The organism is Streptosporangium sp. NPDC020072, from assembly GCF_040631445.1.
In the GTDB taxonomy this organism is placed as follows: domain Bacteria; phylum Actinomycetota; class Actinomycetes; order Streptosporangiales; family Streptosporangiaceae; genus Streptosporangium.
Map to the genome: position 1 here is coordinate 325,715 of NZ_JBEYAB010000003.1, position 20,974 is coordinate 346,688.

Annotated in this window: 18 protein-coding genes, 2 tRNA genes and 1 riboswitch; of the genes, 5 read left to right on the top strand and 15 right to left on the bottom strand. The window is 70.6% G+C overall.

Features of this window, described 5'->3' with window-relative positions:
* Positions 1–41 precede the first annotated feature (41 nt).
* On the top strand, positions 42–458 hold the full coding sequence (locus ABZ470_RS07905) for a hypothetical protein (protein WP_362910721.1): 417 nt from the start codon (positions 42–44) through the stop codon (positions 456–458).
* Between the two features lie 75 nt (positions 459–533).
* Here ABZ470_RS07905 and ABZ470_RS07910 read toward each other — a convergent pair whose 3' ends face one another.
* Entirely contained in the window at positions 534–680 is a 147-nt protein-coding gene (locus tag ABZ470_RS07910; RefSeq protein WP_362910723.1) for a hypothetical protein, read from the bottom strand.
* A gap of 44 nt (positions 681–724) precedes the next feature.
* Here ABZ470_RS07910 and ABZ470_RS07915 point away from each other — a divergent pair, with 44 nt between their 5' ends.
* Entirely contained in the window at positions 725–1,810 is a 1,086-nt protein-coding gene (locus ABZ470_RS07915; RefSeq protein ID WP_362910725.1) for a hypothetical protein, read from the top strand.
* A gap of 127 nt (positions 1,811–1,937) precedes the next feature.
* On the opposite strand, the gene ABZ470_RS07920 is transcribed toward ABZ470_RS07915, so the two are convergent.
* A tRNA-Ile gene (locus ABZ470_RS07920) sits at positions 1,938–2,011 on the bottom strand.
* A gap of 153 nt (positions 2,012–2,164) precedes the next feature.
* On the opposite strand from ABZ470_RS07920, the gene galK reads away from it, so the two are divergent.
* A complete protein-coding gene (galK, locus tag ABZ470_RS07925) occupies positions 2,165–3,283 on the top strand; it encodes a galactokinase (protein WP_362910727.1) in 1,119 nt (372 codons plus the stop codon).
* A gap of 253 nt (positions 3,284–3,536) precedes the next feature.
* Here the strand turns inward: galK and ABZ470_RS07930 are convergent, their stop codons facing one another.
* The 6 genes from ABZ470_RS07930 to ABZ470_RS07955 are packed head-to-tail and all read right to left on the bottom strand — an operon-like array spanning position 3,537 to position 11,386.
* Positions 3,537–5,144, bottom strand: coding sequence for an ABC transporter ATP-binding protein (locus ABZ470_RS07930; protein WP_362910729.1), 1,608 nt, complete (start codon positions 5,142–5,144; stop codon positions 3,537–3,539).
* Positions 5,141–6,028 (bottom strand): ABC transporter permease, encoded by an 888-nt coding sequence (locus ABZ470_RS07935; protein WP_362910731.1) that lies wholly within the window; start codon positions 6,026–6,028, stop codon positions 5,141–5,143. The genes ABZ470_RS07930 and ABZ470_RS07935 overlap by 4 nt, the downstream gene beginning before the upstream one ends.
* Positions 6,025–6,996, bottom strand: a complete 972-nt coding sequence (locus tag ABZ470_RS07940) for an ABC transporter permease (RefSeq protein WP_352008667.1) — start codon at positions 6,994–6,996, stop codon at positions 6,025–6,027. Before ABZ470_RS07940 ends, ABZ470_RS07935 begins: the two co-directional genes overlap by 4 nt.
* Complete coding sequence (locus ABZ470_RS07945) at positions 6,993–8,624, bottom strand: ABC transporter substrate-binding protein (RefSeq protein ID WP_362910733.1); 1,632 nt, start codon at positions 8,622–8,624, stop codon at positions 6,993–6,995. Before ABZ470_RS07945 ends, ABZ470_RS07940 begins: the two co-directional genes overlap by 4 nt.
* Before the next feature lie 31 nt (positions 8,625–8,655).
* On the bottom strand, positions 8,656–10,416 hold the full coding sequence (locus ABZ470_RS07950; RefSeq protein ID WP_362910735.1) for an FAD/NAD(P)-binding protein: 1,761 nt from the start codon (positions 10,414–10,416) through the stop codon (positions 8,656–8,658).
* A 28-nt stretch (positions 10,417–10,444) separates the two neighbouring features.
* A complete protein-coding gene (locus tag ABZ470_RS07955; RefSeq protein ID WP_362910737.1) occupies positions 10,445–11,386 on the bottom strand; it encodes a glutathione S-transferase C-terminal domain-containing protein in 942 nt (313 codons plus the stop codon).
* 36 nt (positions 11,387–11,422) lie between these two features.
* Positions 11,423–11,535: riboswitch (SAM riboswitch) on the bottom strand.
* 52 nt (positions 11,536–11,587) lie between these two features.
* On the opposite strand from ABZ470_RS07955, the gene ABZ470_RS07960 reads away from it, so the two are divergent.
* Entirely contained in the window at positions 11,588–12,100 is a 513-nt protein-coding gene (locus ABZ470_RS07960; protein ID WP_352008663.1) for a DUF402 domain-containing protein, read from the top strand.
* 8 nt (positions 12,101–12,108) lie between these two features.
* Here ABZ470_RS07960 and ABZ470_RS07965 read toward each other — a convergent pair whose 3' ends face one another.
* Both ABZ470_RS07965 and ABZ470_RS07970 read right to left on the bottom strand, forming a co-directional pair.
* Positions 12,109–13,218, bottom strand: coding sequence for a nitric oxide synthase oxygenase (locus ABZ470_RS07965; RefSeq protein ID WP_362910739.1), 1,110 nt, complete (start codon positions 13,216–13,218; stop codon positions 12,109–12,111).
* Between the two features lie 396 nt (positions 13,219–13,614).
* Positions 13,615–13,690 (bottom strand) — tRNA-Asn (locus ABZ470_RS07970).
* A gap of 165 nt (positions 13,691–13,855) precedes the next feature.
* Here ABZ470_RS07970 and ABZ470_RS07975 point away from each other — a divergent pair.
* The gene (locus ABZ470_RS07975; RefSeq protein ID WP_352008661.1) at positions 13,856–14,167 is read left to right on the top strand and encodes a YtxH domain-containing protein; all 312 of its coding nucleotides are present in this window, start codon (positions 13,856–13,858) and stop codon (positions 14,165–14,167) included.
* A 90-nt stretch (positions 14,168–14,257) separates the two neighbouring features.
* Here ABZ470_RS07975 and ABZ470_RS07980 read toward each other — a convergent pair whose 3' ends face one another.
* The 5 genes from ABZ470_RS07980 to dnaG form a co-directional block, all read right to left on the bottom strand.
* Entirely contained in the window at positions 14,258–14,719 is a 462-nt protein-coding gene (locus ABZ470_RS07980; RefSeq protein WP_362910741.1) for a hypothetical protein, read from the bottom strand.
* Entirely contained in the window at positions 14,716–15,972 is a 1,257-nt protein-coding gene (locus ABZ470_RS07985; protein ID WP_352008659.1) for a hypothetical protein, read from the bottom strand. Before ABZ470_RS07985 ends, ABZ470_RS07980 begins: the two co-directional genes overlap by 4 nt.
* Positions 15,973–16,635: 663 nt before the next feature.
* On the bottom strand, positions 16,636–17,520 hold the full coding sequence (efeO, locus tag ABZ470_RS07990; RefSeq protein ID WP_352008658.1) for an iron uptake system protein EfeO: 885 nt from the start codon (positions 17,518–17,520) through the stop codon (positions 16,636–16,638).
* A 216-nt stretch (positions 17,521–17,736) separates the two neighbouring features.
* The gene (gene rpoD, locus ABZ470_RS07995; RefSeq protein WP_352008657.1) at positions 17,737–18,840 is read right to left on the bottom strand and encodes an RNA polymerase sigma factor RpoD; all 1,104 of its coding nucleotides are present in this window, start codon (positions 18,838–18,840) and stop codon (positions 17,737–17,739) included.
* A 185-nt stretch (positions 18,841–19,025) separates the two neighbouring features.
* Positions 19,026–20,885 carry a DNA primase gene (dnaG, locus tag ABZ470_RS08000; RefSeq protein ID WP_352008656.1) on the bottom strand — a complete coding sequence of 620 codons (1,860 nt, stop codon included), beginning with the start codon at positions 20,883–20,885 and terminating at the stop codon, positions 19,026–19,028.
* Positions 20,886–20,974: the final 89 nt, after the last annotated feature.

Consider the following 20,974-nt stretch of genomic DNA (forward strand, 5'->3'; position numbering starts at 1 on the left):
GGTCCGGAGACCATGAGGCACCCGCGCCCCTGTGACACGGCATGCCGTCTGCCCTTGCGTTTGCGGTTGGCGACCTGCTTCCCTCGCTCAAGGACGACCGCCTCGATACCGTGCCGCCGGGTTTTCCTGGAGGAGTGGCCCTTGTCGCCCGGCACACGATCCGGGCGGGTGCGGGGCCGGTCGACGCGGCGGCGCAGCCGGAAGGCGGCCGCGACCGCGTCGAAGACGGCGCCGCCGGCGATGTCGCCGCCGGTCAGGTGGGGCCTGGTGGTCAGTCCGCTGCGGGAGCGTCCGAGGGCCTGTCGTCTTTGCGATTGTTCCGCGTCTTCCCCCTCTCTGGCTCCGACGGCGTGCTGGTGAGGCAGGCGATGGTCGAGCCGATGCCGCCCTTGGCCTGCGGTTCTTCCAGTCCCCTGACCCAGGCGCCGTCCTCGTCCCAGCGCTTGAATCGTTCGTAACGGATCTGCCAGGGACCGTAGCGCTCGTGGATACCTTCAACCAGGGGCTCCGGCCACAGGATCCCGTTGACGACCTCACAGCAGGTCACGCCAGGGGGCGTCTCCCCTGGCGTCCCTCGCGGCCGGCGGGAGCTCGATCCGTTGCCAGGCCCTGTCGGTCAGCCCACTCGTCGTGCCACGGACGATCACCCAGCCGCGTCCGAGGCGATCGTTTACAGGCATTGCCTAGAGTTGGTGGCCGACGCCACCTCTGCCCCGGAGGCACGATGAGTGTGAATGAGCGGCCGACCGGTTCCCGCCCGGCCTGGCGGGACGTACGTGGCTACATGAACGGTCACCGCCACGACCTCGCTCGCGTCGCCGGCCGATTCCATGACGGCTACCGGCGGGTGGGGGCGACGCCCCTGCTGACCCGTGAGGACTGGCTGCTGAACGAGCCGCTCCCCCTCGACCGGGTCACCCTGAAGTGGAGCGACCAGGCTCCTTCCCCGGTGGTGACGGGCGAGGAGCCGGAAGCCCGTCCGGCCCTTCCTGCGGACAGCGCGAACTACTCCGAGGCCATCGCCCGTCACGACAGACCCGCCCTGTTCGAGAACCGGCCGTGCTACCGGTTGCTTGACGTGTCGTGGCCGACGTTGAGCTTCACCGGCGGTTCCTACTTCGACGGTGTCAACGTCGGGGAGACCGCGGCGCACGAACTGGCGTCGGCCCGGCTTCTCCAGGAAGAACGGCTCCCTTTCCGGTCCCTCGTCGGAGACCCCACCGACCTGAGTAGACGTGTCGTGCTCCCCGCCGTCTCAATGCTGACCTTGCGTCAGGACCGGACCGGAGACATGACATTCGTCCTGCACTGGCGCGACCCCGCCAAGGTCGCGCACGCGGGTGGCCTCTACCAGGTCATGCCGGTGGGCGTCTTCCAGCCGATCAGCGCCGCGTCGTCCAGCCAGGACTTCGACCTCTGGAAAGGCATGGCGCGGGAGTACAGCGAGGAGTTCCTGGGACGCTCCGAGGTGTACGGCGAGGCCTTCTCCTACGGGTCCTGGCCCTTCTACCGGCGGATGGAGCAGGCGAAGGCCGACGGCCGCCTCCGCTCCTTCGTCCTTGGCCTGGGGATCGACCCGCTGACGTTCGCGGCGGACATCCTGGCCGTCACCGTGATCGAGGCGGAGGTGTTCGACGAGCTCTTCGAGGACATCGTCAACGACAACGACGAGGGGCGGGTCGTCGAGGTCGCCGGCATCCCGTTCCAGGCCGACCAGGTGAGCCGATACGTCCACCACGAGCCGATGCAGGCCGCGGGCGCGGCCGTACTGGACCTCGCCTGGCAGCACCGGCAGAACCTCACGCCATAAACCGGGCCACCGTGTGAACTGACGGCCTCCTAGAAACTCCGGCACGTATTCGGCACAGCCACGCACGACCGAGAACCCTGGCCGGGAAACACCAGGTCAGAGGCGCTTTCCTGATGGTCACAAGAGGTAGGGCGGGCGGGACTCGAACCCGCGACCCAGGGATTATGAGTCCCCTGCTCTAACCGGCTGAGCTACCGCCCCTCGCGCACGCCGTACTGCCGCATTCAACCAAAGGTCGGCGCCGTTCGCACATCGGCCGAGCGGGACGGGGCCAAGATGTGACCTTGAACGGCGACGCCGGGTTTCGGTGGAGTCGCTACCCTACGGGGGGACCTTGTTGGAGGATGTTCGATCATGCGCGTTGTTGAGGCTTTTCGTGAGACCTTCCAGGCGGAGCCCGAGGGGGTGTGGCACGCCCCGGGGCGGGTGAACCTCATCGGTGAGCACACCGACTACAACGACGGGTTCGTACTGCCGTTCGCCGTCCCGTGGGGGGTCACCGCGGCGGTCTCCCCCAGACGGGACGACCTCATCAGGCTCCGCTCGCTGCAGGCCGACGGGGTCGTGACCCTCGGGAGTCCCGACGAGGCCGAGGGGTGGGCGCGTTACGTCGCGGGGGTGTTCTGGGCGCTGCGCGAGGCCGGGCATCCGGTGCGGGGGGCGGACCTGGTCGTCGACGGGGACGTGCCACAGGGCGCGGGGCTCTCGTCGAGCGCGGCGCTGGAGGTGGCCGTCTGCGTGGCTCTCAACGACCTGTACGGCCTCGGCCTGGAGGGGATGCGGGTGGCGCTGGCCGCGCGGCGGGCGGAGAACGACTTCGTCGGCATGCCGTGCGGGATCATGGACCAGGCCGCCTCCGCGCTCGCGCAGGAGGGCAGGGCACTGTTCATGGACTGCCGGAGCCTGGCCACCAGGAACGTCCCCTTCGACCCTGCCGGGCACGGCCTGCGGCTGCTGATCGTCAACACCGGGGTGCGTCACGCGCTGGCCGACGGCCAGTACGCCCGCCGCCGCCAGGAGTGTGAGAACGCCGCCAAGCGCCTCGGGGTGGCCTCCCTGCGCGACGTCACGGATCTGGCGGGCGCGCTCGGCAGGCTCGACGGCGACGAACGCAGGCGGGTCCAGCACGTCGTGACGGAGAACCACCGGGTCGAGGCGCTGATCGGGTTGCTGAGGGCCGGGGCGGTGCGGGAGATCGGCGCGCTGCTGAACGCCTCCCACCTGTCGTTGCGCGACCAGTTCCAGGTCTCGTGCCCGGAGCTGGACGTGGCCGTCGAGGCGTCGGTCAGGGGCGGGGCCAGGGGTGCCAGGATGACCGGTGGCGGCTTCGGCGGCTCGGTCATCGCACTGGTCCCCGACGAGCGGGTGGAGGCCGTACGGGAGTCGGTGAGCGCCGCCTACGCCGAGCGCGGCTGGACCGCCCCCGGGATCCACCCGGCGGTCCCGTCGGCGGGTGCCCGCCGCCTGGCCTGAGGACGACCGGTCCGGGAACCGGAACGGCGCTCTCGAAGCGTCCCAAAACCCCGCGGACATCAAAAGACGACACGGCCGCCTCCGAGAACATAAGCAAGACGGCCACCCGAGAAACGTCAGAAAACGACGTGGGCACCCGAGAACACGACAGCGACCAGGAAGCGAGACGGCCGCCGGTAGACCGACGAAGGACAGCCGGAAGACCGGCGGAGGACAACGTGGCGCTCCGAGAACGCGACAGCGCCGAAACGTCTCAGGAGGTGGTCGCGAGTTTGGGCACCGCGCCGAGCAGTTCCCTCGTGTAGTCGTGCCTGGGCAGGAAGAACACCTCGTCCACGTGTCCGTCCTCGACGACCCGTCCCTCGCGCATGACCACGACCCGGTCGCTGATGTGGTGGACGACCCCCAGGTCGTGCGAGATGAAGATCAGGGCGGTTCCGTCGGCCGCCTGGATCTCGCCGAGCAGGTCGAGCACCTGGGCCTGTACGGAGACGTCCAGCGCGGAGACCGGTTCGTCGCAGACGAGCACCCGCGGCCGGGGGGCCAGGGCTCTGGCGATGGCGACCCGCTGCCGCTGGCCGCCGGACAGCGCCCGAGGGTGACGTCCCGCGATGTCCGCGGGCAGCCCGACCCGTTCGAGCAGTTCGGCGACCCCGGCGGCGCGTTCCCGTCCTGGCCCGCCGAGAGGCTCGGCGACGAGACGGCCGACGGTGTAGCGGGGGTCGAAGGAGTCCAGCGGGTTCTGCGAGATCACCTGGATGACGGAGCGGCGGGGGCGGCGTTCCCGTTCGGACAGCTCCGACCAGGGGGAGCCGTCCAGCCGTACCCGCCCGGCGACGGGCCTCATCAGGCCCATCACGAGCCGGGCGACGGTCGTCTTGCCCGACCCCGACTCCCCCACGACACCGACGGTCTCTCCCGCGTGGACCTCGAAGGAGACGTCGTCGACCACCCGGCGGGAGCCGTACTCGGCCGACAGGCCTCTGACCTCGACGACCGGTGAGCCGTGGTCGACCTTCCGTTCCGGCAGCGGGGTGCGCAGCGGGACGCCGCCGGTGGCGATGGCCGACAGGCGGGTTCCCCTTGAGGCGGCGGACGGTACGGCGGCCAGCAGCAGTCTGGTGTAGTCCCGCTCCGGGGCGGAGAGCACCCGGCCGGTCGGTCCCTCCTCGACGACCACGCCGTCCTTCATGACGAGCACCCGGTCGGCGATGGAGGAGACGACTGCCAGGTCGTGGCTGATCATCAGCAGCGCGGTGCCCTCGGCCCTGCGCGCGGCCAGCAGGCGCAGGATCTGGGCCTGTACGGTGACGTCGAGGGCGGTGGTCGGCTCGTCCGCGATGAGCAGTGGCGGGCCCGCCGCGATGGCCGAGGCGATCAGCGCTCGCTGGCGCAGCCCGCCGGACAGCTGGTGGGGGTACTGCCCGGCCCGCAGCCCAGGTTCCGGGACGCCGACCGCGTCGAGCAGTTCGAGCACCCTTTCCCTACGGCCCGCCCGGGGCACGACGTCGTGGGCGGCGAGCACCTCGGCGATCTCGGCGCCGACGGTGCGCAGCGGGTCGAGGGAGACGAGGGCGTCCTGGAGTACGAGCCCGGCGAAGCGCCCGCGCAGCCTGCGCCAGTCACGTGGCCCGAACCGGCGGGCGTCCCTTCCCCTGACGTCGAACCTTCCCGCCGTCACGGTCGCGCCCTGTCCGGTCAGCCCGACCAGGGTCCTGGCGGTCACGCTCTTGCCCGATCCGGACTCCCCCACGATCGCCACGCACTCGCCTTCGGCGATCGACAGGTTCACTCCCCTGACGGCCTCGACCCCCGCCCTGGGGAAGGTCACACGCAGGTCCTCGATCTCGATGAGGTTCACGGGAGTCTCCCCTCGAAACGGCGTTGGAGGCGTCGTCCGACCACGGTCAGGCTGACGACGGTCAGCGTGACGGACAGGCCGGGGAAGAGCACGGTCCACCAGGCCACACGCAGGTAGTTGCGTGCCTCGGCCAGCATCGAGCCCCATTCGGGGTCGGGTGGCTGCGGGCCCATGCCGAGGAAGCTGAGTCCCGAGGTGGCGATGATGGCGGTGCCCATGCCGATGGTGGCGAGTACCGGCAGCGGCCCCAGGATGTTGGGCAGCACGTGTCGTGCGACCAGGACCGGCCGGCGCAGTCCGAGGGTGACGGCCTGTTCCACGTAGCCGGAGCGGCGCACGACGAAGGTCTGCCCTCTGATGACGCGGGCGTAGTTGGGCAGCTGGACCAGTCCGATCGCGATGATCACGTTGCCCGCGCCGGGGCCGGTGACGCTGATGACGAGCATGGCGAGCAGCAGTTCGGGGAAGCTGGCCAGCACGTCGAACAGCCGGCTGAGCGGCTCGTCGACGTAGCGGGGGGACAGTCCGGCCAGCGCGCCGAGGACGGTGCCCAGGACGGTGGCGAACAGGATGGCCGCGGCGCCGATGCCGAGCGAGTACCCCGCGCCGTGGACGACCCGGGAGAACACGTCGCGGCCGAGGTGGTCGGTGCCGAACCAGTGCGGCGCGCTCGGCGGGGCGAGCGCGTGCAGTGGGTCGGCGACCAGCGGGTCGGCGTCGCTCAGCAGGCCCGGGGCCAGGGCGGCGACCGCGACGACGGCGAGGATGAGCAGCGAGACCGCCTGTCCGGGGCGCACGCCGTACCGGCGTGGGACGACGGCGGGAACCGGCCCGTCGCCGGTCAGCGGCGGCGCCGTGGCCTGTTCCCTGTCGGAGACGGTCATCGGCCCTTCCTCAACCGGGGGTCGATCACGAGGTAGGCGAGGTCCACGAGGGTGCTGACCGTCACGTAGACCGCGGCGGCCAGCATGATGACCGCCATGACCACCGGCATGTCCTTGCCGGTGACCGCGACGAGGGTGATCTGGCCCAGGCCGGGCCTGCCGAAGACGGCCTCGACGACGATCGCCCCACCGAGCAGGACGCCGACGAACCAGCCGGTGAGGGTCACGGCGGGCAGCAGCGCGTGCCGCAGGGCGTGCCTGGCGACGAGTCGCCACTCGGTGATGCCGCGCGAGCGGGCGGTCACCGCGAACGGTTCCTCAAGCGCCCGTTCCAGGCCTTCGCGCAGCACCTGGCCGAGTGTTCCGGCGATCTGCAGGCCGAGGGCCAGGGCGGGCAGCACGAGGGAGGCGAAGCCTCGGTCGCCGGAGACGGGGAACCAGCCGAGGGTGAAGGAGAAGACGGCCAGGAGCAGGAGACCGGCCAGGAACGGCGGGACCGAGGCGGCGGTCAGCTCGGAGAGTCCGGCGAGCCCGCCGGCCCAGGAGCGGCGCCCCGCGGTGGTCAGCGCGAGTACCAGGGCGATCGCGACGCCGAAGGCCGCCGCGGTGAGCGCGAGCCTGACGGTCGGCCAGACCTGCGAGGACAGGATCTCGGCGACGTCGCGCTGCAGGACGTAGGAGCGGCCGAGGTCGCCGTGCAGCAGCCGCAGCAGGTAGTCGGCGTACTGCTGCGGGACGGGGCGGTCGAGCCCCCATTCGGCGACGATCGCGGCCCGCCGCTGCGGGGTGTCGAGGCCGTCGGCGATGAGGACGTCCACGGTGTCGCCGGGGACGAGCAACAGCGCGGCGTAGGCCGCGGTGGCGGCGACCCAGAGCACGACGAGTCCTGCTCCGAGCCGCCTGACCACCGGGCCGGTCCACCCGGCGGCGGCCAGCCCCCGCCGCCGGGTGAGTGTGAGGGTGCTCACGTGCCTGTCCGGACGTCGTAAGCACTGTTGGGGGTGCCGGAGACCGGCTCGAAGGTGATCCCGGTGACCCCGGCGCCGTAGGCGACCTGGTCCGCCGGGACGTAGAGCGGCAGCAGCAGCGCCTCCTCCGCGACGACGGTCCGCTGTGCCCTCGCGTAGAGCTCCTTGCGTCTGGCCTGGTCGGAGGTGGTCGAGGCCTCGGCGAGCAGCTTGTCCAGGTCCGCGTCCTCGAAGTGGGTGCGGTTGATCGCGGCGCCCTTCGGCAGGATCAGGTTGAGCGCGGCCCCCGCGTCGGTGTCGCCGCGCGAGTTCTGGAACAGTTCGTACTGGTCGTCCTCCAGGGCCTTCTGCTGGGTGCCCTGGTCGACCACCTTGGGCTGGAAGTCGATGCCCGCGCTCTGTTTGACCGCGGCCTGTACGGCCTGCGCGAGGACGTCGCGGCGGTCCCTGACGTAGGGGGCCGACTCGACGGATCGGACGGTCAGCCGCTTGCCGTCCTTGACCCGGAAGCCCTCGGCGTCGCGTTCGGTCCAGCCCGCCTCGTCGAGCAGTTCGTTGGCCCGTCGCGTGTCGTTGCCGTAGGTGTTCTCCAGGGAGGCGTCGTAGAACTGCGGGCTGCCCTGGCCGACGATGCTCCAGGCTCGCCTGGCCGTGCCCTGGTAGACCGAGTTGAGCACGGTGTCCACGTCCACGGCGTCCCTGAAGGCCTCTCGCACCCGTTTGTCGTCGAAGGGCGGGTGCGAGACGTTGAAGTAGTAGGAGAACGCGCTGCCCGAGTTGAGGCTGGTCTCCACCTTCACGCCGGGGTCGGCCTTGAGCAGGCCGAGTTCGGTGGCGGGCACTCCCTCGATCACCTGGACCTGTCCCGAGGTGAGCGCGCCGACCCGGACCGCCGCCTCCGGCAGGAACCGGTAGGTGATCTCCGCCAGGTAGGCGGGTCCCTGGTGCGCGGCGTTGGGCGGTGCCCAGTTGTAGGCGGGGTTGCGCCGGTAGTGGGCCTCCTGGCCGGGGGTGAACCGGTCGAGGATGAACGGTCCCGTGCCGACGAGGTCGGGACCGCCCGCCTTGAGGTCCTTGGCGTTCCTCAGCGACTTCGGGGAGACCTGTCCGGCGTACGGCGAGGCCAGGAAGTCCAGGAACAGGGCGTCGGGCGCCTTGAGTGTGATCTTCAGCGTGTAGGGGTCCGTCACCTCGGCCGAGGAGTACTCACGCAGCTGGATGCCGGCGACGGCGGGGTTGTACCCGGGCGCGACGAGCTGGTCGAGGTTGGCCTTGACCGAGGCCGCGTCGAACTTCTCCCCGTCGTGGAAGGTCACGTCCCTTCTGAGCTTGAAGGTGTAGGTGAGGCCGTCCTTGGAGACCTCCCACGAGGTGGCCAGCCACGGCAGGAACTCACCGTCCCTGCCCCTGGCGACGAGCGCGTCGAACTGGTTGTGCACCAGCAGCCTGGCCTTGTTCTGGCCCCACTGCTGGGGGTTGAACGTGATGGGCTGCGTCTCGATCGCCCACACCAGCGAGTCCCCCTCGGTGCCGCCGCCTGAGGCCGGGTTCGCGGCCCCGGTCTCGGTTCCGCACGCGGCGAGCGTCAGCACCCCGGCCAGAGCCAGGACGCCCCGTTGCGCTTTCACTTACCTTCTCCTCGGGGAGTCGTGCGCCGCCTCAGGCGACATGTCTGATCTCGGTGGTGACGGCCTCGGACAGCACGATCCGGGCCAGGGCGTCGGCGTGGCGGAAGAGCGGGGCGTCGAGGCCGGGTCTGGCGAAGCCGCCGGTGACCCGTCCGCCGACGACCCAGGGGCCGAAGGCGAACCTGCGGGGGTGCGGGGTGTCGAGGCGGTCGAGCAGGCGGCGGTCGGCGGGCCGTACCCTCAGCAGGCCCGACGACTCGTCGATCTCACCGCGGTCGCGCAGCGCGGAGATCAGCGGGTCGGTCGAGCGGCTCACGCTGGGTGCGGGCAGCCTGGCCTCGACGAGGGACCTGGCGGTGACGGCGCCGGGCAGGGTGGGGCTCTGCGCGACCCATCGCCCGCCGCGGTGCTCGACCCTGACGTCGGCGCCGAGGAAGGTGACCACGCCCGCCCTGGCCAGGGCCTTGAGCTCCTCAAGCCGGGGGCCGGGCGGGCCGCTGGCGACGTAGCTGAAGAAGCCCTCGAACCACCGGTCGGAGATTCCCCGTTCGGCGAGGACGCCGTTGACGGACAGTAATCCGAGGATCAGGGCGTGGTCGGCACTGTACGCGGAGTCGGAGCGTCGTTGCAGGTCGGCGGCCATGTAGCCGTCCATCCACCGCCGCAGTCCCGCCTGGTCGCCGAAGCGGATCCGCTCCAGCGGCCGGTCGAGCCGGTCCAGGTCGAGCCGGTCGGCGTGCCGGGGTACGGCCTTGCGGATCAGCAGCCGCATCCCGGGGCTGCGCCATTCCTCTGCGGCGAACCGTTCGGCGAACTCCGGCCAACCGGTCCTGACCCGTTTCGGATGGCTGTTGAGGAGTTCGTGGTAGTAGGCGAAGGCGAGTTCCTTGGCGGCCAGGGGCCACACGTCCCGCCGGAAGTTCCACGGCCCCTCCCCCAGCGCCCCCGCCGTCAGGAAGCGCGGCGCGGGCGGCCGGAGCCCCTGGAAGCGGTAGGCGGTCTTGGCGTGGTACGGCACACCGCGCCGTGACCCCACGTGCAGCAGCGGTTCCCGCCCGCTGGGCAGGTAGACGAGCTCCCCGTCGTGTTCCCTGACGAACCGGCCGCCCCTTCCCGAGGTGAGCAGCACCATCAGGTCGACGAAGGCCAGTCCCAGGCCGCGCACGATCACCGGTTCACCGGCGGGCAGCCGGTCCAGGCCGAGGTCGAGGTCCGCGGTGTAGCCGGTCGGCAGGTAGCGCAGGCCGCTCTCCCTTGCCAGGGCCGTCAGCCCGCGTTCCTCCGCCGCCGGGGTGACGTCGCCGTGTCCCTGCGCGAGGATCACGGCGCCCACCTCAAGGGTCGTCCCGTCCTCAAGCAGTACGGCCTGGCCTCCCGGGACGTCGGTCAGGTCGAGTGCCCGGGTCCGGTGCACGTGCACCCGGACACCGCGGGGGGCGGTGTCCACGGCTCGCCGGAAGGCGTGGGTGAGGTAGGCGTTCTGCACGGGCCGGGGGACGAAGCGTCCGGGGTCGCAGCCGAGCCACTCGGCCAGCGAGGGGCCGGGGCGGATCGGGCCGACGCACCGGACGGACTCGTCGGTGAAGAGCGTCACGTCGGCGGCGGCGGAGTTCATCCAGAGCAGGTCGGGTTGCCGCTCGCGCCAGACCCTGCCGCCGCCCGGCGGGTAGGGGTCGATCACGTGGACGTCGAGCGACGGCCAGCTGAGCAGTTCGGCGGCGTTGGCGCAGATCCGCTCGACCAGGCAGGTGCCGGTCGGCCCGGCGCCGACGATCGCGATGGAGGCGCTCACGCCGACCACTCCCCTCTCGTACGGTCCGTCACAGCGCTGCTCTTCGATGGGGCAGGTCCCAGTCGGGGGTGGCGGGCTCGACCGGCACCCGCCACGGGTCGGTCTCCCCCGTGGGGGAGGCGAGCACGGTGAGGTCGGTGTTCTCGCGGAAGGCGGGGTGCTGGTAGAGGTCCCTGGCGTAGTCCCACAGGTTGGGGAAGGCGGTCAGCGGGCGCTCGCTGATCCTGGCCGACGGGTTGTCGCTCACGTCGAACCTGACCAGGGTGGGCCAGAGCCGTACGTCGGACTCGGTGACGGCGGAGCCGAACAGGAACCTGCGGCCGGCGAGCCTGGCGTCGAGTTCGTCGAGGAAGCCGATCACGGCCTTCCTCGCCCGGTGGTACTCCGGTTCGGTCGTGGCGGCGGAGACCCGGCCCGCGGCGGTGTTGGCGTACTCGTAGATGCGCGCGTTGAGCGCGTCGATCTCGGTCCGCAATTCCTCGGGGTAGAGGTCGGCCTCGGGGTCGCCGCCGAAGCGTGTGCCCAGGTCGATGGTGATGTCCGGGAAGTTGTTGCTGACGATGCGCCCCCTGTGCCGGTCCCACAGCACCGGCACGGAGACGTGTCCGTCGAATCCGGGTTCGGTCGCCTCGTAGGCCTGCCTGAGGGTCGCGAAGCCGTTGACCGGGTCGGCGCCGCGCCGCTCGCGGAACGCCCACCCCCTGCCGTCCCGCTCGTCGTCCACGTAGGACAGCGAGACGACGTCCTGCAGCCCTTTGAGGGAACGCACGATCGCCGTACGCTGCGCGTAGGGGCAGACCGCCGCGACGTAGAGGTGGTAGCGCCCGGCCTCGGCGGGGAACTCCCCGGTGCCGTCGTCGGTGATCCGTCCCTGGAAGGGGTAGCGGGGGCCGGGCCTGCCACCGGGCCGGTAGCGGCCGTGGGTGTCCAGGTCCACTGGGCTGGCGTAGTTGAGTGTGATCTCGGACATGTGACACTCCCAGGGCATGCCTCGGTGACCCGTGCGGGTCCGCGCTTGCGGCACGCCGACCGTGCCACCCGGTCCTCCCCGGGGGCACCCCGCCGCGGTGCGAGGGTTGCCGGTCAGCGAGCCGGGGCTTTGCACTGACACTCTTAACCTAGTTAGACGGTAGGAAATACATAGATCTCTGTCAACCCTTAAAGTCGGGGGATGTCTCATGAGATCGTCCGCGTGGTCTACCGCAAGTACGACGGCTCGCTGCACTGGAACCACCCGGCCCTGCTCCTCGGCGAGGACGAACACGGCGTGTGGGTCGGCTGCCCGCCCGGCAGCAGCGGCAGGCGGGGGCAGGAGCCGCCCGTCGTCTGGGACGAGCCGTTCGTGATCCTCTTCCCCCGTGACGCCTGGTGGACGGCCACCTTCAACGCGGCGCCGTACAAGGCCGAGATCTACTGTGACGTCTCGACTGTGCCGCGCTGGGACGGCGACGAGGTGACCATGGTCGACCTCGACCTCGACGTGATCCGCATGCGCAAGGACGGCCGGGTGCTCCTGGACGACGAGGACGAGTTCGAGGAGCACCAGGTCCGCTACGCCTACCCCAGGGAGATCGTGGAGGGCGCCCGCGCCTCGGCCGCCGCGCTGATGGAGGCCGTCACCGCCAGGACGGCCCCCTTCGCCTCACCTCCGCACTGGCTCTCCCTGGTCTCCGGGAACCGCTGAGAAGGACGTCACCGCCCCGGGCTCCACCGGCCCGCCGACCGCTCCCTGGAGTCGGGGTGGGTGACGAAGTTCGGCGAGAGCCGCTCCTGGTCGTAGTACCGGTGGAAGACCGGGGTCGCGGCCCCCGAGATGGGCGGGACGATCCAGCTCCAGTCGGCCGGGCAGGTCCTGCCCGCGCTCTCCTCCCGCGCCACGTGCGTCAGGAAGCGCCTGGACTCGGCGTGGTGGTCGGTCATGGTGACCCCCGCCCTGTCGAAGGAGTACAGGACCGCCACGTTCAGTTCGACCAGCGCGTGGTCGCGCCACAGCGAACGCTCGTTACGGGTGTCCAGGCCGAGCCGCGCGGCGACCAGGGGCACCAGGTTGTAGCGGTCGGGGTCCGCGAGATTGCGCGCCCCGATCTCGGTCCCCATGTACCAGCCGTTGAACGGCGCGGCCCGGTAGCAGACCCCGCCGATCTCCAGGCACATGTTCGAGATCACTGGTACGGCGTGCCAGCGCAGCCCCAGCCGCTCGAACCACGGATAGGCCGGGTGGGACAGCGGCACCTCTAGCACCGCGTCCCCGGGGATCGTGGACAGCACAGGCGGCCCGTCGCCCATCGAGACCGCCAGGGGAAGCACGTCGAAGGGCGTGCCCCGGCCGCCCGGCCAGCCGAGTTTACGGGCCATCGTGGTGAACCCGGCGTTGCGCGGATCACCGACGACCGAACCGTCGTCCATCGCGTACCCCGCGTAACGGATGAGCTGCTCGTTCCAGATCCTCGGCCCCGGCGCCCCCGGCCGGTCCTGGGCGAAGATCGTGATCATCGGCCGGATCCGGCCGTCCGAGACGGCCTCACGGAGATGGTCGACGCACTCGACGGCGACCCCCTCGACCGTGTTCACCCGGCGCCGGTCGCGTACCCGCAGCGACTTCCAGTACAACCGCCCGATACACCTGTCGCTGTTGCGCCAGGCCACCCGGGCGCCGAAGACGAGTTCCTTCGGCGTGTGGGTGTAGGTCCCCGTCGCGGCGATCTCGGCGCGCACCTCGCGCAGCCTGGGCTTCACAGGGCCCGCGTCCGGGTTCTCCTCGTGGAACAGCGTCAGGAACTCCTCGGCGGCCGTCACGTCCACCGGCGGGGCCACCGGTTGGGAAGGCGGCTGCCACGGCGCCCTCCCGTCGTCCCGGTGGGCCCCCGCATAGCCCTGCGCGCGTGCTCCCTGTTCCCTCGCCGGCGTCTGGCGCCGGGGTTTCGGCCAAGTCGGCACAGAAAAACCACCTGTATACGTCTAACGGGTACGGCATGCCGTTCCGGGCGGCACGGTTCCCTCGGCGTGATGTCCCGCGTGATGTCTCCGGCCCGGCGGTGATCCCACTGCGGTACGGCGCCCACGGCCCGGTCACCGAGTGCGAGCGGAAGGACACGAGGCGATGCGCCCCCTATTTTCCGTGATTCACCGGGATTTGTCCGCGAAATAGGACACGAAACGGCGAAGGCCCCGGGAGCTGTGCTCCCGGGGCCTTCCTGATGGCTCCCGCGATAGGACTCGAACCTATAACCTGCCGGTTAACAGCCGGCTGCTCTGCCGATTGAGCTACACGGGATCGTGCTTCGCGCTGTTCGGACCTGGGGTTTTCCCCCGCTCCTTGCGGCGCAGGAATAGATTAGCGCACTCCGGGAGTGTGTGTCGCATCGATGCTCCGGGGTAGGGCCGAGACAACTCACGATCCGCGGGTAGGGTCCCGCCCAGGACGCTTGTGGAGGTGGAGATGCGTTACCGACTGATGTTCGGTGTAGGCCTCGCGGTCGGCTACATCCTTGGGAGCCGCGCAGGCCGGGAGCGCTATGAGCAGCTCAAGCGGATGGCGCGCCGGGTCTCGGACAACCCCGCCGTCCAGGAGGCCGCGGGGCTGGTCGGCGCCCAGGTTTCCAGGGCCACCGACGTGGCCAGGACGAAGGTGAGTGACGTGGCCAGGGACAAACTGCCGTTCCTGCAGCCGCGCGACGGCAGGGGGCCGGAAGAGCACGACGAAACGGGCACCGGATGGCCACGGGAGGAGAAGGCCGTCACCCCCCACTGATCCCGCCGCCCGCGCGGGTCACGGCGCCCACCGGACCCGCGCGGGCTCCTTTCGCGTTCCGTACCGAGAAAAGCCGGTCGTGGGGCGCCCTCAGACGCCGAAACTGCGGCGCGTCTCCTCCAGGGCCTGCTCGGCGAGAGCGCGCAGACCGGGGTCCTGCGGGTCCATCCCGGCGTCGAAGACGAACTCCCAGATCATCTGGTCGTCGTCGGTCCTCCTCGCCACCAGCCGCACTCCCCCTCTGACGTCCAGCGGGGCGTACTGACTGACCACGATCGAGGCCATGACCCGCTCCCGCACGGCCTCCGGCACCCGCCCCGGCTCGGGCAGCGGCGCCCGGAGCGTCCGCCCCTCCGTGGTGACGACCGTCAGCCCCTCCTCGTCCCACACCCCCCGGTCGATCCGGAACCACGGCAGCCTGGTCTCGCCCAGATAGAGCGCCTTGTCGGTCGCGACCACGTAGCCTTCGGGCCCCTCGGCGTAGGTGAGCACCCGGTCGGTCGGCGCCACGGCCGCGCGGACCCCCGCGGGCGTCCGATTGAAGAGCTTCATCCCTCCACGTTATCGGCGAGCAGATCGAGGGTGAGCGCGGCGGACCAGGAGAAGTCCCTGCTGCCCCTGCCGCTGCCGTCGAAGGGGTCGAAGCACTCCCTGAAGCCCGCCTGCCGTACCAGGCGCAGGGTGCAGACGCCGAGCAGCCGCGCCAGGCCGTCCAGCCCGTGCACGGCCGCCGCCCGCCGCAGCAGCCAGTTGGTGTTCACCCAGGACGGCCCTCGCCAGTAGCGCGACCGGTCGAACTGGGTGGCGCGGATCTCACAGCTGGGCACGGGGTATCCGGCGGCCCCCATGAACCGGGCCGATTCGAGCACCCCGACCAGCTTGGCCACCCGGTCGGCGGGCAGGCCGGGGTCGAGCATCGGCCCGAAGGCGCCCACGGTGCACATCGGGCTGAGCCGTCCCGAGCGCAGGTCGAGGGCGTGGAAGGCCTCACCGCCCCAGAGCCGTTCGAGCAGCCCGGCGCGGATCCGTTCGGCCGCCTCCCGGTGCGGCGCGGGATCGGCCCCGGCCAGCGGGGCCAGTTCGGCGAGCGCCTGGCAGGAGGCCAGCCAGATCCCGTTGAACAGCGGGTCCTCGACCGCGAAGGGATGCTCCGCGCGCAGGTAGGCCGGGTCGTAGCCGGAGTCGCGGTAGCGCTGGGCCAGCCAGACGTAGCGGTCGGGGAACGGTTCCTCCCCGTGGGCGCCGGAGGCCTGGGTCACGGCGTCCAGCGGGGCGTCCCACACTGGGCTGTCGTCCATCCCCGACTCCCAGGGGTGGACGATCGCGGCCAGTCCTCCCCCTCCCAGGTCCCTGGCCGTGGCGAGGTAGTCGTGCTGGGCCACAAGCATGGGGTACAGCCTGCGGACCAGGCCGCGCGCCTCCTCGCGGTTCCTCGCGTGCCGCCACATCCACCAGGTGGCCAGGGCGTGCAGGGGCGGCTGGGTCAGCCCGGAGGTCGGCACCCCGTTGGGGGCGGCGGGATGCTCCCCGGACCGCCAGACGGAGGGGCCGGGGAAGTAGGCGTCGGCGAGACCCCGGTTGAAGACGATGTGGGGCACCATCCCGGTGTGCCACTGCCCGGCCAGGAGGCTGAGCAGTTCCGTGCCCGCCCGGCGGGTGTCGCAGCGGGAGACGCCGATCGCGACGAAGGTCGAGTCCCAGTTCCACTGGTGCGGATAGAGGCCGGGCGCGGGCACGGTCACGGCGCCCGCGCGATTGGCGTCGAGTACGGACCACGCCTCGCGTCCGAGTGCGACATCGTCCACCGCTGTCCGCCCCTCCATTCGCCCAGTCTGGGCCAGTATTCGCCGGGAGAACAGCCCTTCGCCCCTTCTGCATGCTTCTGGCATGTCTCTACCCGACCGTCCACGCGTCCCCGAGGACCGTTTCCCATCGGCCCGCCCTATCGGCCATTCGGCGTACGACACACATCTATCGGGCAGAAGACTAAAAAGGGGTCATTTATGGATATAAAGCGGAAAATCATGATCGGGAGGTTGTCTTTGGCGGTCACCGGCGCCGCGAGCGTGCTCTCCCCGGCGTTCCTCCAGCCGTCGTCCGCCCTCGCCGACGTCTCCCCTTCCGGAACACCGGGGACACCGGGGGCACCAGGGACACCGGCGGTACCGGAAGCACCCGGGACGCCCGGGATGTCGGGGACGCCCGGCATCGGACGCGCGACCACCCCGCCCGGCGAGGCGCCACACAGCGGCCAGAACGGCCGGGACGGCCAGGATGGACGAGAGGGCCGGGGCGGCGACGGTGGGGGCGCTGACGGCGGCTCAGGGGGCCCAGGGGGCTCAGGGGGCGCTGGAGGCCAGGGCGGCGCGGGGGGAACCGGCGGGGACGGGATGGGGGGAGACGGAGGGGACGGTGGCCCCTGAAAGGCCACCTAAAGGCCACCGAAAGGCCGCTGAGACCGGCCCAGCTCAGCCCGCGATCACCGCGGCCAGATTGGACAACGGCTCGGCCAGCGCGTTGAGCCCGTCGGAGAGCTCCTTGATCTGCTCCTTCGACAGGTCGTTGTAGGCGGCGAACCCGTCGCCCTTGGCGTGCTTGGCGAGCAGGGCCCGCATGTCGGCGAACTCGGTGTCCAGGGTGGCCGAGAGCTTGGGGTCACGCCGGAACACCATCGGCCGCAGCAGCCGGTAGACCTCGAAGGCGCCGTCCACGTTGGCCTTGAAGTCCCACAGGTCGGTGTGCGAGAAGGTCTCCTCCTCACCGGTCACCTTGCCGATCGCCACCTCGTCGAGCAGTTCCTTCGCCCCCGCCGCCATGGAGGCCACGGTGATCTCCGCCTGCGGCAGCAGGGCCCTGAGCCTGCTGAGATCGGCCAGCAGGGTGTCGCCGTACGCGGCCTCCCTGCTGAGGGTCTGCGGCGCCCGCCACAGCGCCTTCTCCAGCCGGTGCCAGCCCATCCACTCCTCGCCCTGGCTGAGGTCGGCCTCCCGCGAGTCCACCCTGGTGTCGATCTCGGGGAAGGCCCCCACGACCGGCTCGACGCTCTCCCAGCCGACCCTGCTCGGCGCGTAGAGGGCCTTCGCCTTCTCCACGTCGCCCTTCTTGACCGCGTTGACGAACTTGGCGGTCTTGGCGATGGCGTCGTAGATCCGCTTCTCCGCGTAGGTCCGGTACTCCCCGACCACGCGCGCGGCCTCCAGCACCTCCTGGCCGGCGTGTTCGCCCGGCGGCGCGGCGGCGGGAACGGCCGGGACGACCGGGGCGCCGCCGGTGCCGGTGCCGGCCGTGCCGCACGCGGTCAGGACGAGGGCGAGCAGGCCGCAGGCCGCGGCCGGACGAAGGACAACGGACATGGACGGCTCCCCGAAGATCTTTCCCGAAGCATCCATAATCCTGTAACCGCACGTCACAGCCTCGGCGACGTGCCGAAGCACCCGGCGATCCTCATCAGGAACGGCAGGGAGGAACCCCTCGAACCCGCTCGTTTCCCAGCAAAGGACCAACGCCTCACGAGGTACGGCGGAGGCCCCCGGAACGGGTTCCCCGGGGGCCTCCGCCGTACGGGACGTTCAGTCCAGGTAGTCGCGCAACATCTGGGCGCGGGTCGGGTGACGCAGCTTCGCCAGCGTCTTCGACTCGATCTGCCGGATACGCTCCCGCGTCACGCCGAACTCCCTGCCGACCTCCTCCAGCGTCCTGGGGTGCCCGTCCGCCAGGCCGAAGCGCAGCTGGATGATGCGCTGCTCCCGTTCGGACAGCGTCGCGAGAATGTCGTCGAGCTGGTCCTGGAGCATGATGAAGGCCGCGGCCTCCATCGGCACGACGGCGTCGGCGTCCTCGATGAAGTCGCCGAGGTCGGAGTCCTCCTCGCCGATGGGCGACTGCAGTGAGACCGGTTCCTGCGCGATGCGCTGGATCTCGATCACACGCTCGATCGGCAGGTCCATCTCCAGCGCGATCTCCTCGGGCGCGGGCTCCCGGCCGAGGTCCTGGTGGAGCTGGCGCTGAACACGGACCAGTTTGTTGATGGTCTCGACCATGTGCACCGGAATGCGAATGGTGCGCGCCTGGTCGGCGATGGCCCGTGTGATCGCCTGGCGAATCCACCACGTGGCGTACGTGGAGAACTTGTATCCCTTGGTGTAGTCGAATTTCTCGACCGCTCTGATGAGCCCGAGGTTGCCCTCCTGGATGAGGTCCAGGAACAACATCCCGCGCCCGACGTACCTTTTGGCGATCGAGACGACGAGCCGCAGATTGGCCTCGATCAACCGTTGCTTGGCCCGTGTGCCCTCCCACACGAGCTCCCTGAACTCGGGGAAGGACATTCTTGAGACGAGATTGGTCAGCTTGTCCTCGGCGAACAGTCCCGCCTCGATGGACTTGGCGAGCTCCACCTCCTCCTCCGCCGTGAGCAGGGGCACCCGGCCGATCTCCCGCAGGTAGATGCGGACCAGATCGCTGGTCGGGGCTCTCTTACCGACATCCTCCTCATCGGACCGGACGGCGTCCTCGTCGCCCTGTGGTTCGAGGACCTCCACTCCGTGTTCGGCGAGCATGCGCACGACGCGTTCAAGCGCGTCCGACGGCAGCTCGGATTTGTCGAGGGCGGCGGCTACGTCATCGACCGTGACGCTTCCGCGCTCTCTTCCCTTCGCGACGAGGTCGGCCACCTGGTCTACCGATGGCGGCCCACTTGGCAGCACCGATGCACCCACGGGAGACAGTCTGCTGTATTCGGTCCCCTAAATGGCAGACCTATTTTTGTCACCGAAGGTAAGGCGGCGATCATTATCGAACCGAGACCTTATTGGGGTTTGGTCGAATCGCCGTATGGAAATCAAAGCACATTACGTGATCAGCTGCCCGAGGCACGATCCTTCAGCACCCGGCGCTGCTGTTCGAGCGCGACGAGCTCGGCGAACAGCCGGTTGAACCCCTCCTGCTCCTCGACGGGATTGGTCCGCTGCATCTGCGACTTGAGCTGCTCGACGGCTCGCTCGACCGAGATCAGTTCGAGCGCGGTGAGCATCCCCGAGGCGTATCTCTCCTCGTCGTCCAGGTCGACGCGCAGCCCCTCGACCGCGAGCCGGGTGACCAGCGGGCGCAGCGCCTCGGTGGCCAGGCCGAGCAGCCGGTCGACCCACTCCCGCCCACCGGGGCCCGCCGTGGCCGTACCGCCCGCCTCCAGGATCAGCTTGTGCAGGGCGACGTGCTCGGGCAACGTGAACGCCTCGGCGCCGATCGTGTCGTAACCGGGCCCCAGCAACGCGGGCCGCTGCACGGCCAGCTTCAGCACCTCGGCCTCGGTCCGCACCGCGGGGTCGGTCAGCTCGGCGACCTTGCGCGGCCCGGCGGGCCGCTGCGGGCGCTGCGGCGCACCCTGGGCGGCGACGGAGATCTCGGCGATGCGGTCCACGACGAACTGCTCGTTGTTGAAGCCCAGCCAGCGGTCGAGGTCGACGGCGTACAGCTGGCGCAGCGCCCTGTCCTTGATGCCGGCCACGATCGGGGCCGCGGCGTCCAGCGCGGACAGCCTGCCCTCGTTCGTGCTCACGTCGTGGCGGAGGATCACGCTGCGGATGGCGAAGGCGAACAGCGGCTCCCGGCTGGCGACCAGGTCGCGGACCGCGGCCTCGCCACGGGTGACGCGCAGGTCGCACGGGTCGAGCCCGTCGCCCTGGACCGCGACGAAGGTCTGCGTGACGAACTTCTGCTCGTCGGCGAAGGCCCGCAGCGCCGCCTTCTGCCCTGCGGCGTCGCCGTCGAAGGTGAAGATCACCTCGCCCTGCGAGCCCGACTGGTCGAGCAGCAGCCGCCGCAGCACCTTGATGTGCTCCTGGCCGAAGGCGGTGCCGCAGGTGGCGACCGCCGTCGGCACCCCCGACAGGTGGCAGGCCATCACGTCGGTGTATCCCTCGACGATCACCGCCTGGGACCGCTTGGAGATCTCCCGTTTGGCCAGGTCGACGCCGTAGAGGACCTCACTCTTCTTGTAGAGCGGGCTCTCGGGGGTGTTGAGGTATTTCGGGCCGTCCTCGGCGTCGTTCAGCTTGCGGGCGCCGAATCCGATGACGTCGCCGGTGATGTCGCGGATCGGCCAGACGAGCCTGCCGCGGAAGCGGTCCATCGGCCCTCGCCGTCCCTCCTTCGCCAGGCCGCCCTTGATCAGCTCCGCGGCGGTGAAGCCCCTGGCCATCAGGTGCCGGGAGAGGGCCTCCCACTCGGCGGGCGCGTAACCGACCCCGAAGTGCTCCGCGTCGGCCCGCTCGAACCCGCGCTCGGACAGGAACCTGCGCCCGGCCGCGGCCTCCGGGGAGGAGAGCCGCTCGGCGTAGAACTCCGCCGCCGCCCGGTGCGCCTCGATGAGGCGGCTGCGCTCCCCCTGCTCGCGCCCGGGGACGTAGCCGCCCTGCTCGTAGCGCAGCTGGATGCCGGCCCGGTTGGCCAGCCGTTCGACGGCCTCGCCGAACGACAGGTGCTCAAGACGGCGGACGAAGGTGATGACGTCGCCGCCCTCGGCGCAGCCGAAGCAGTACCAGTAGCCGCGGGCGGGGGTGACGTTGAAGGAGGGACTCTTCTCGTCGTGGAAGGGACACAGTCCCTTCATGTTGCCGCCGCCCGCGTTGCGGAGCTGGATGTGCTCACCCACGATGTCCGCGATCGGCGAGCGCTCCCGCACGAGCGCGATGTCCTCGTCACTGATCCGGCCTGCCACGCCGTGAGTCTAGTGCGGTCCTCCGACATCCCGGGGCGCCCTGGAGCGGCCTCAGCTGGGACGCCGACTTTCCCGAACAGGTCGTGACC

Excerpts from the sequence above, each read along its gene's own strand:
- efeO (WP_352008658.1), bottom strand. The coding sequence starts at position 17,520 with ATGTCCGTTGTCCTTCGTCCGGCCGCGGCCTGCGGCCTGCTCGCCCTC.
- ABZ470_RS07980 (WP_362910741.1), bottom strand. The coding sequence starts at position 14,719 with ATGAAGCTCTTCAATCGGACGCCCGCGGGGGTCCGCGCGGCCGTGGCG.
- ABZ470_RS07915 (WP_362910725.1), top strand. The coding sequence starts at position 725 with ATGAGTGTGAATGAGCGGCCGACCGGTTCCCGCCCGGCCTGGCGGGAC.
- ABZ470_RS07975 (WP_352008661.1), top strand. The coding sequence starts at position 13,856 with ATGCGTTACCGACTGATGTTCGGTGTAGGCCTCGCGGTCGGCTACATC.
- ABZ470_RS07960 (WP_352008663.1), top strand. The coding sequence starts at position 11,588 with ATGTCTCATGAGATCGTCCGCGTGGTCTACCGCAAGTACGACGGCTCG.
- ABZ470_RS07905 (WP_362910721.1), top strand. The coding sequence starts at position 42 with ATGCCGTCTGCCCTTGCGTTTGCGGTTGGCGACCTGCTTCCCTCGCTC.
- galK (WP_362910727.1), top strand. The coding sequence starts at position 2,165 with ATGCGCGTTGTTGAGGCTTTTCGTGAGACCTTCCAGGCGGAGCCCGAG.
- ABZ470_RS07935 (WP_362910731.1), bottom strand. The coding sequence starts at position 6,028 with ATGACCGTCTCCGACAGGGAACAGGCCACGGCGCCGCCGCTGACCGGC.
- ABZ470_RS07910 (WP_362910723.1), bottom strand. The coding sequence starts at position 680 with ATGCCTGTAAACGATCGCCTCGGACGCGGCTGGGTGATCGTCCGTGGC.
- ABZ470_RS07955 (WP_362910737.1), bottom strand. The coding sequence starts at position 11,386 with ATGTCCGAGATCACACTCAACTACGCCAGCCCAGTGGACCTGGACACC.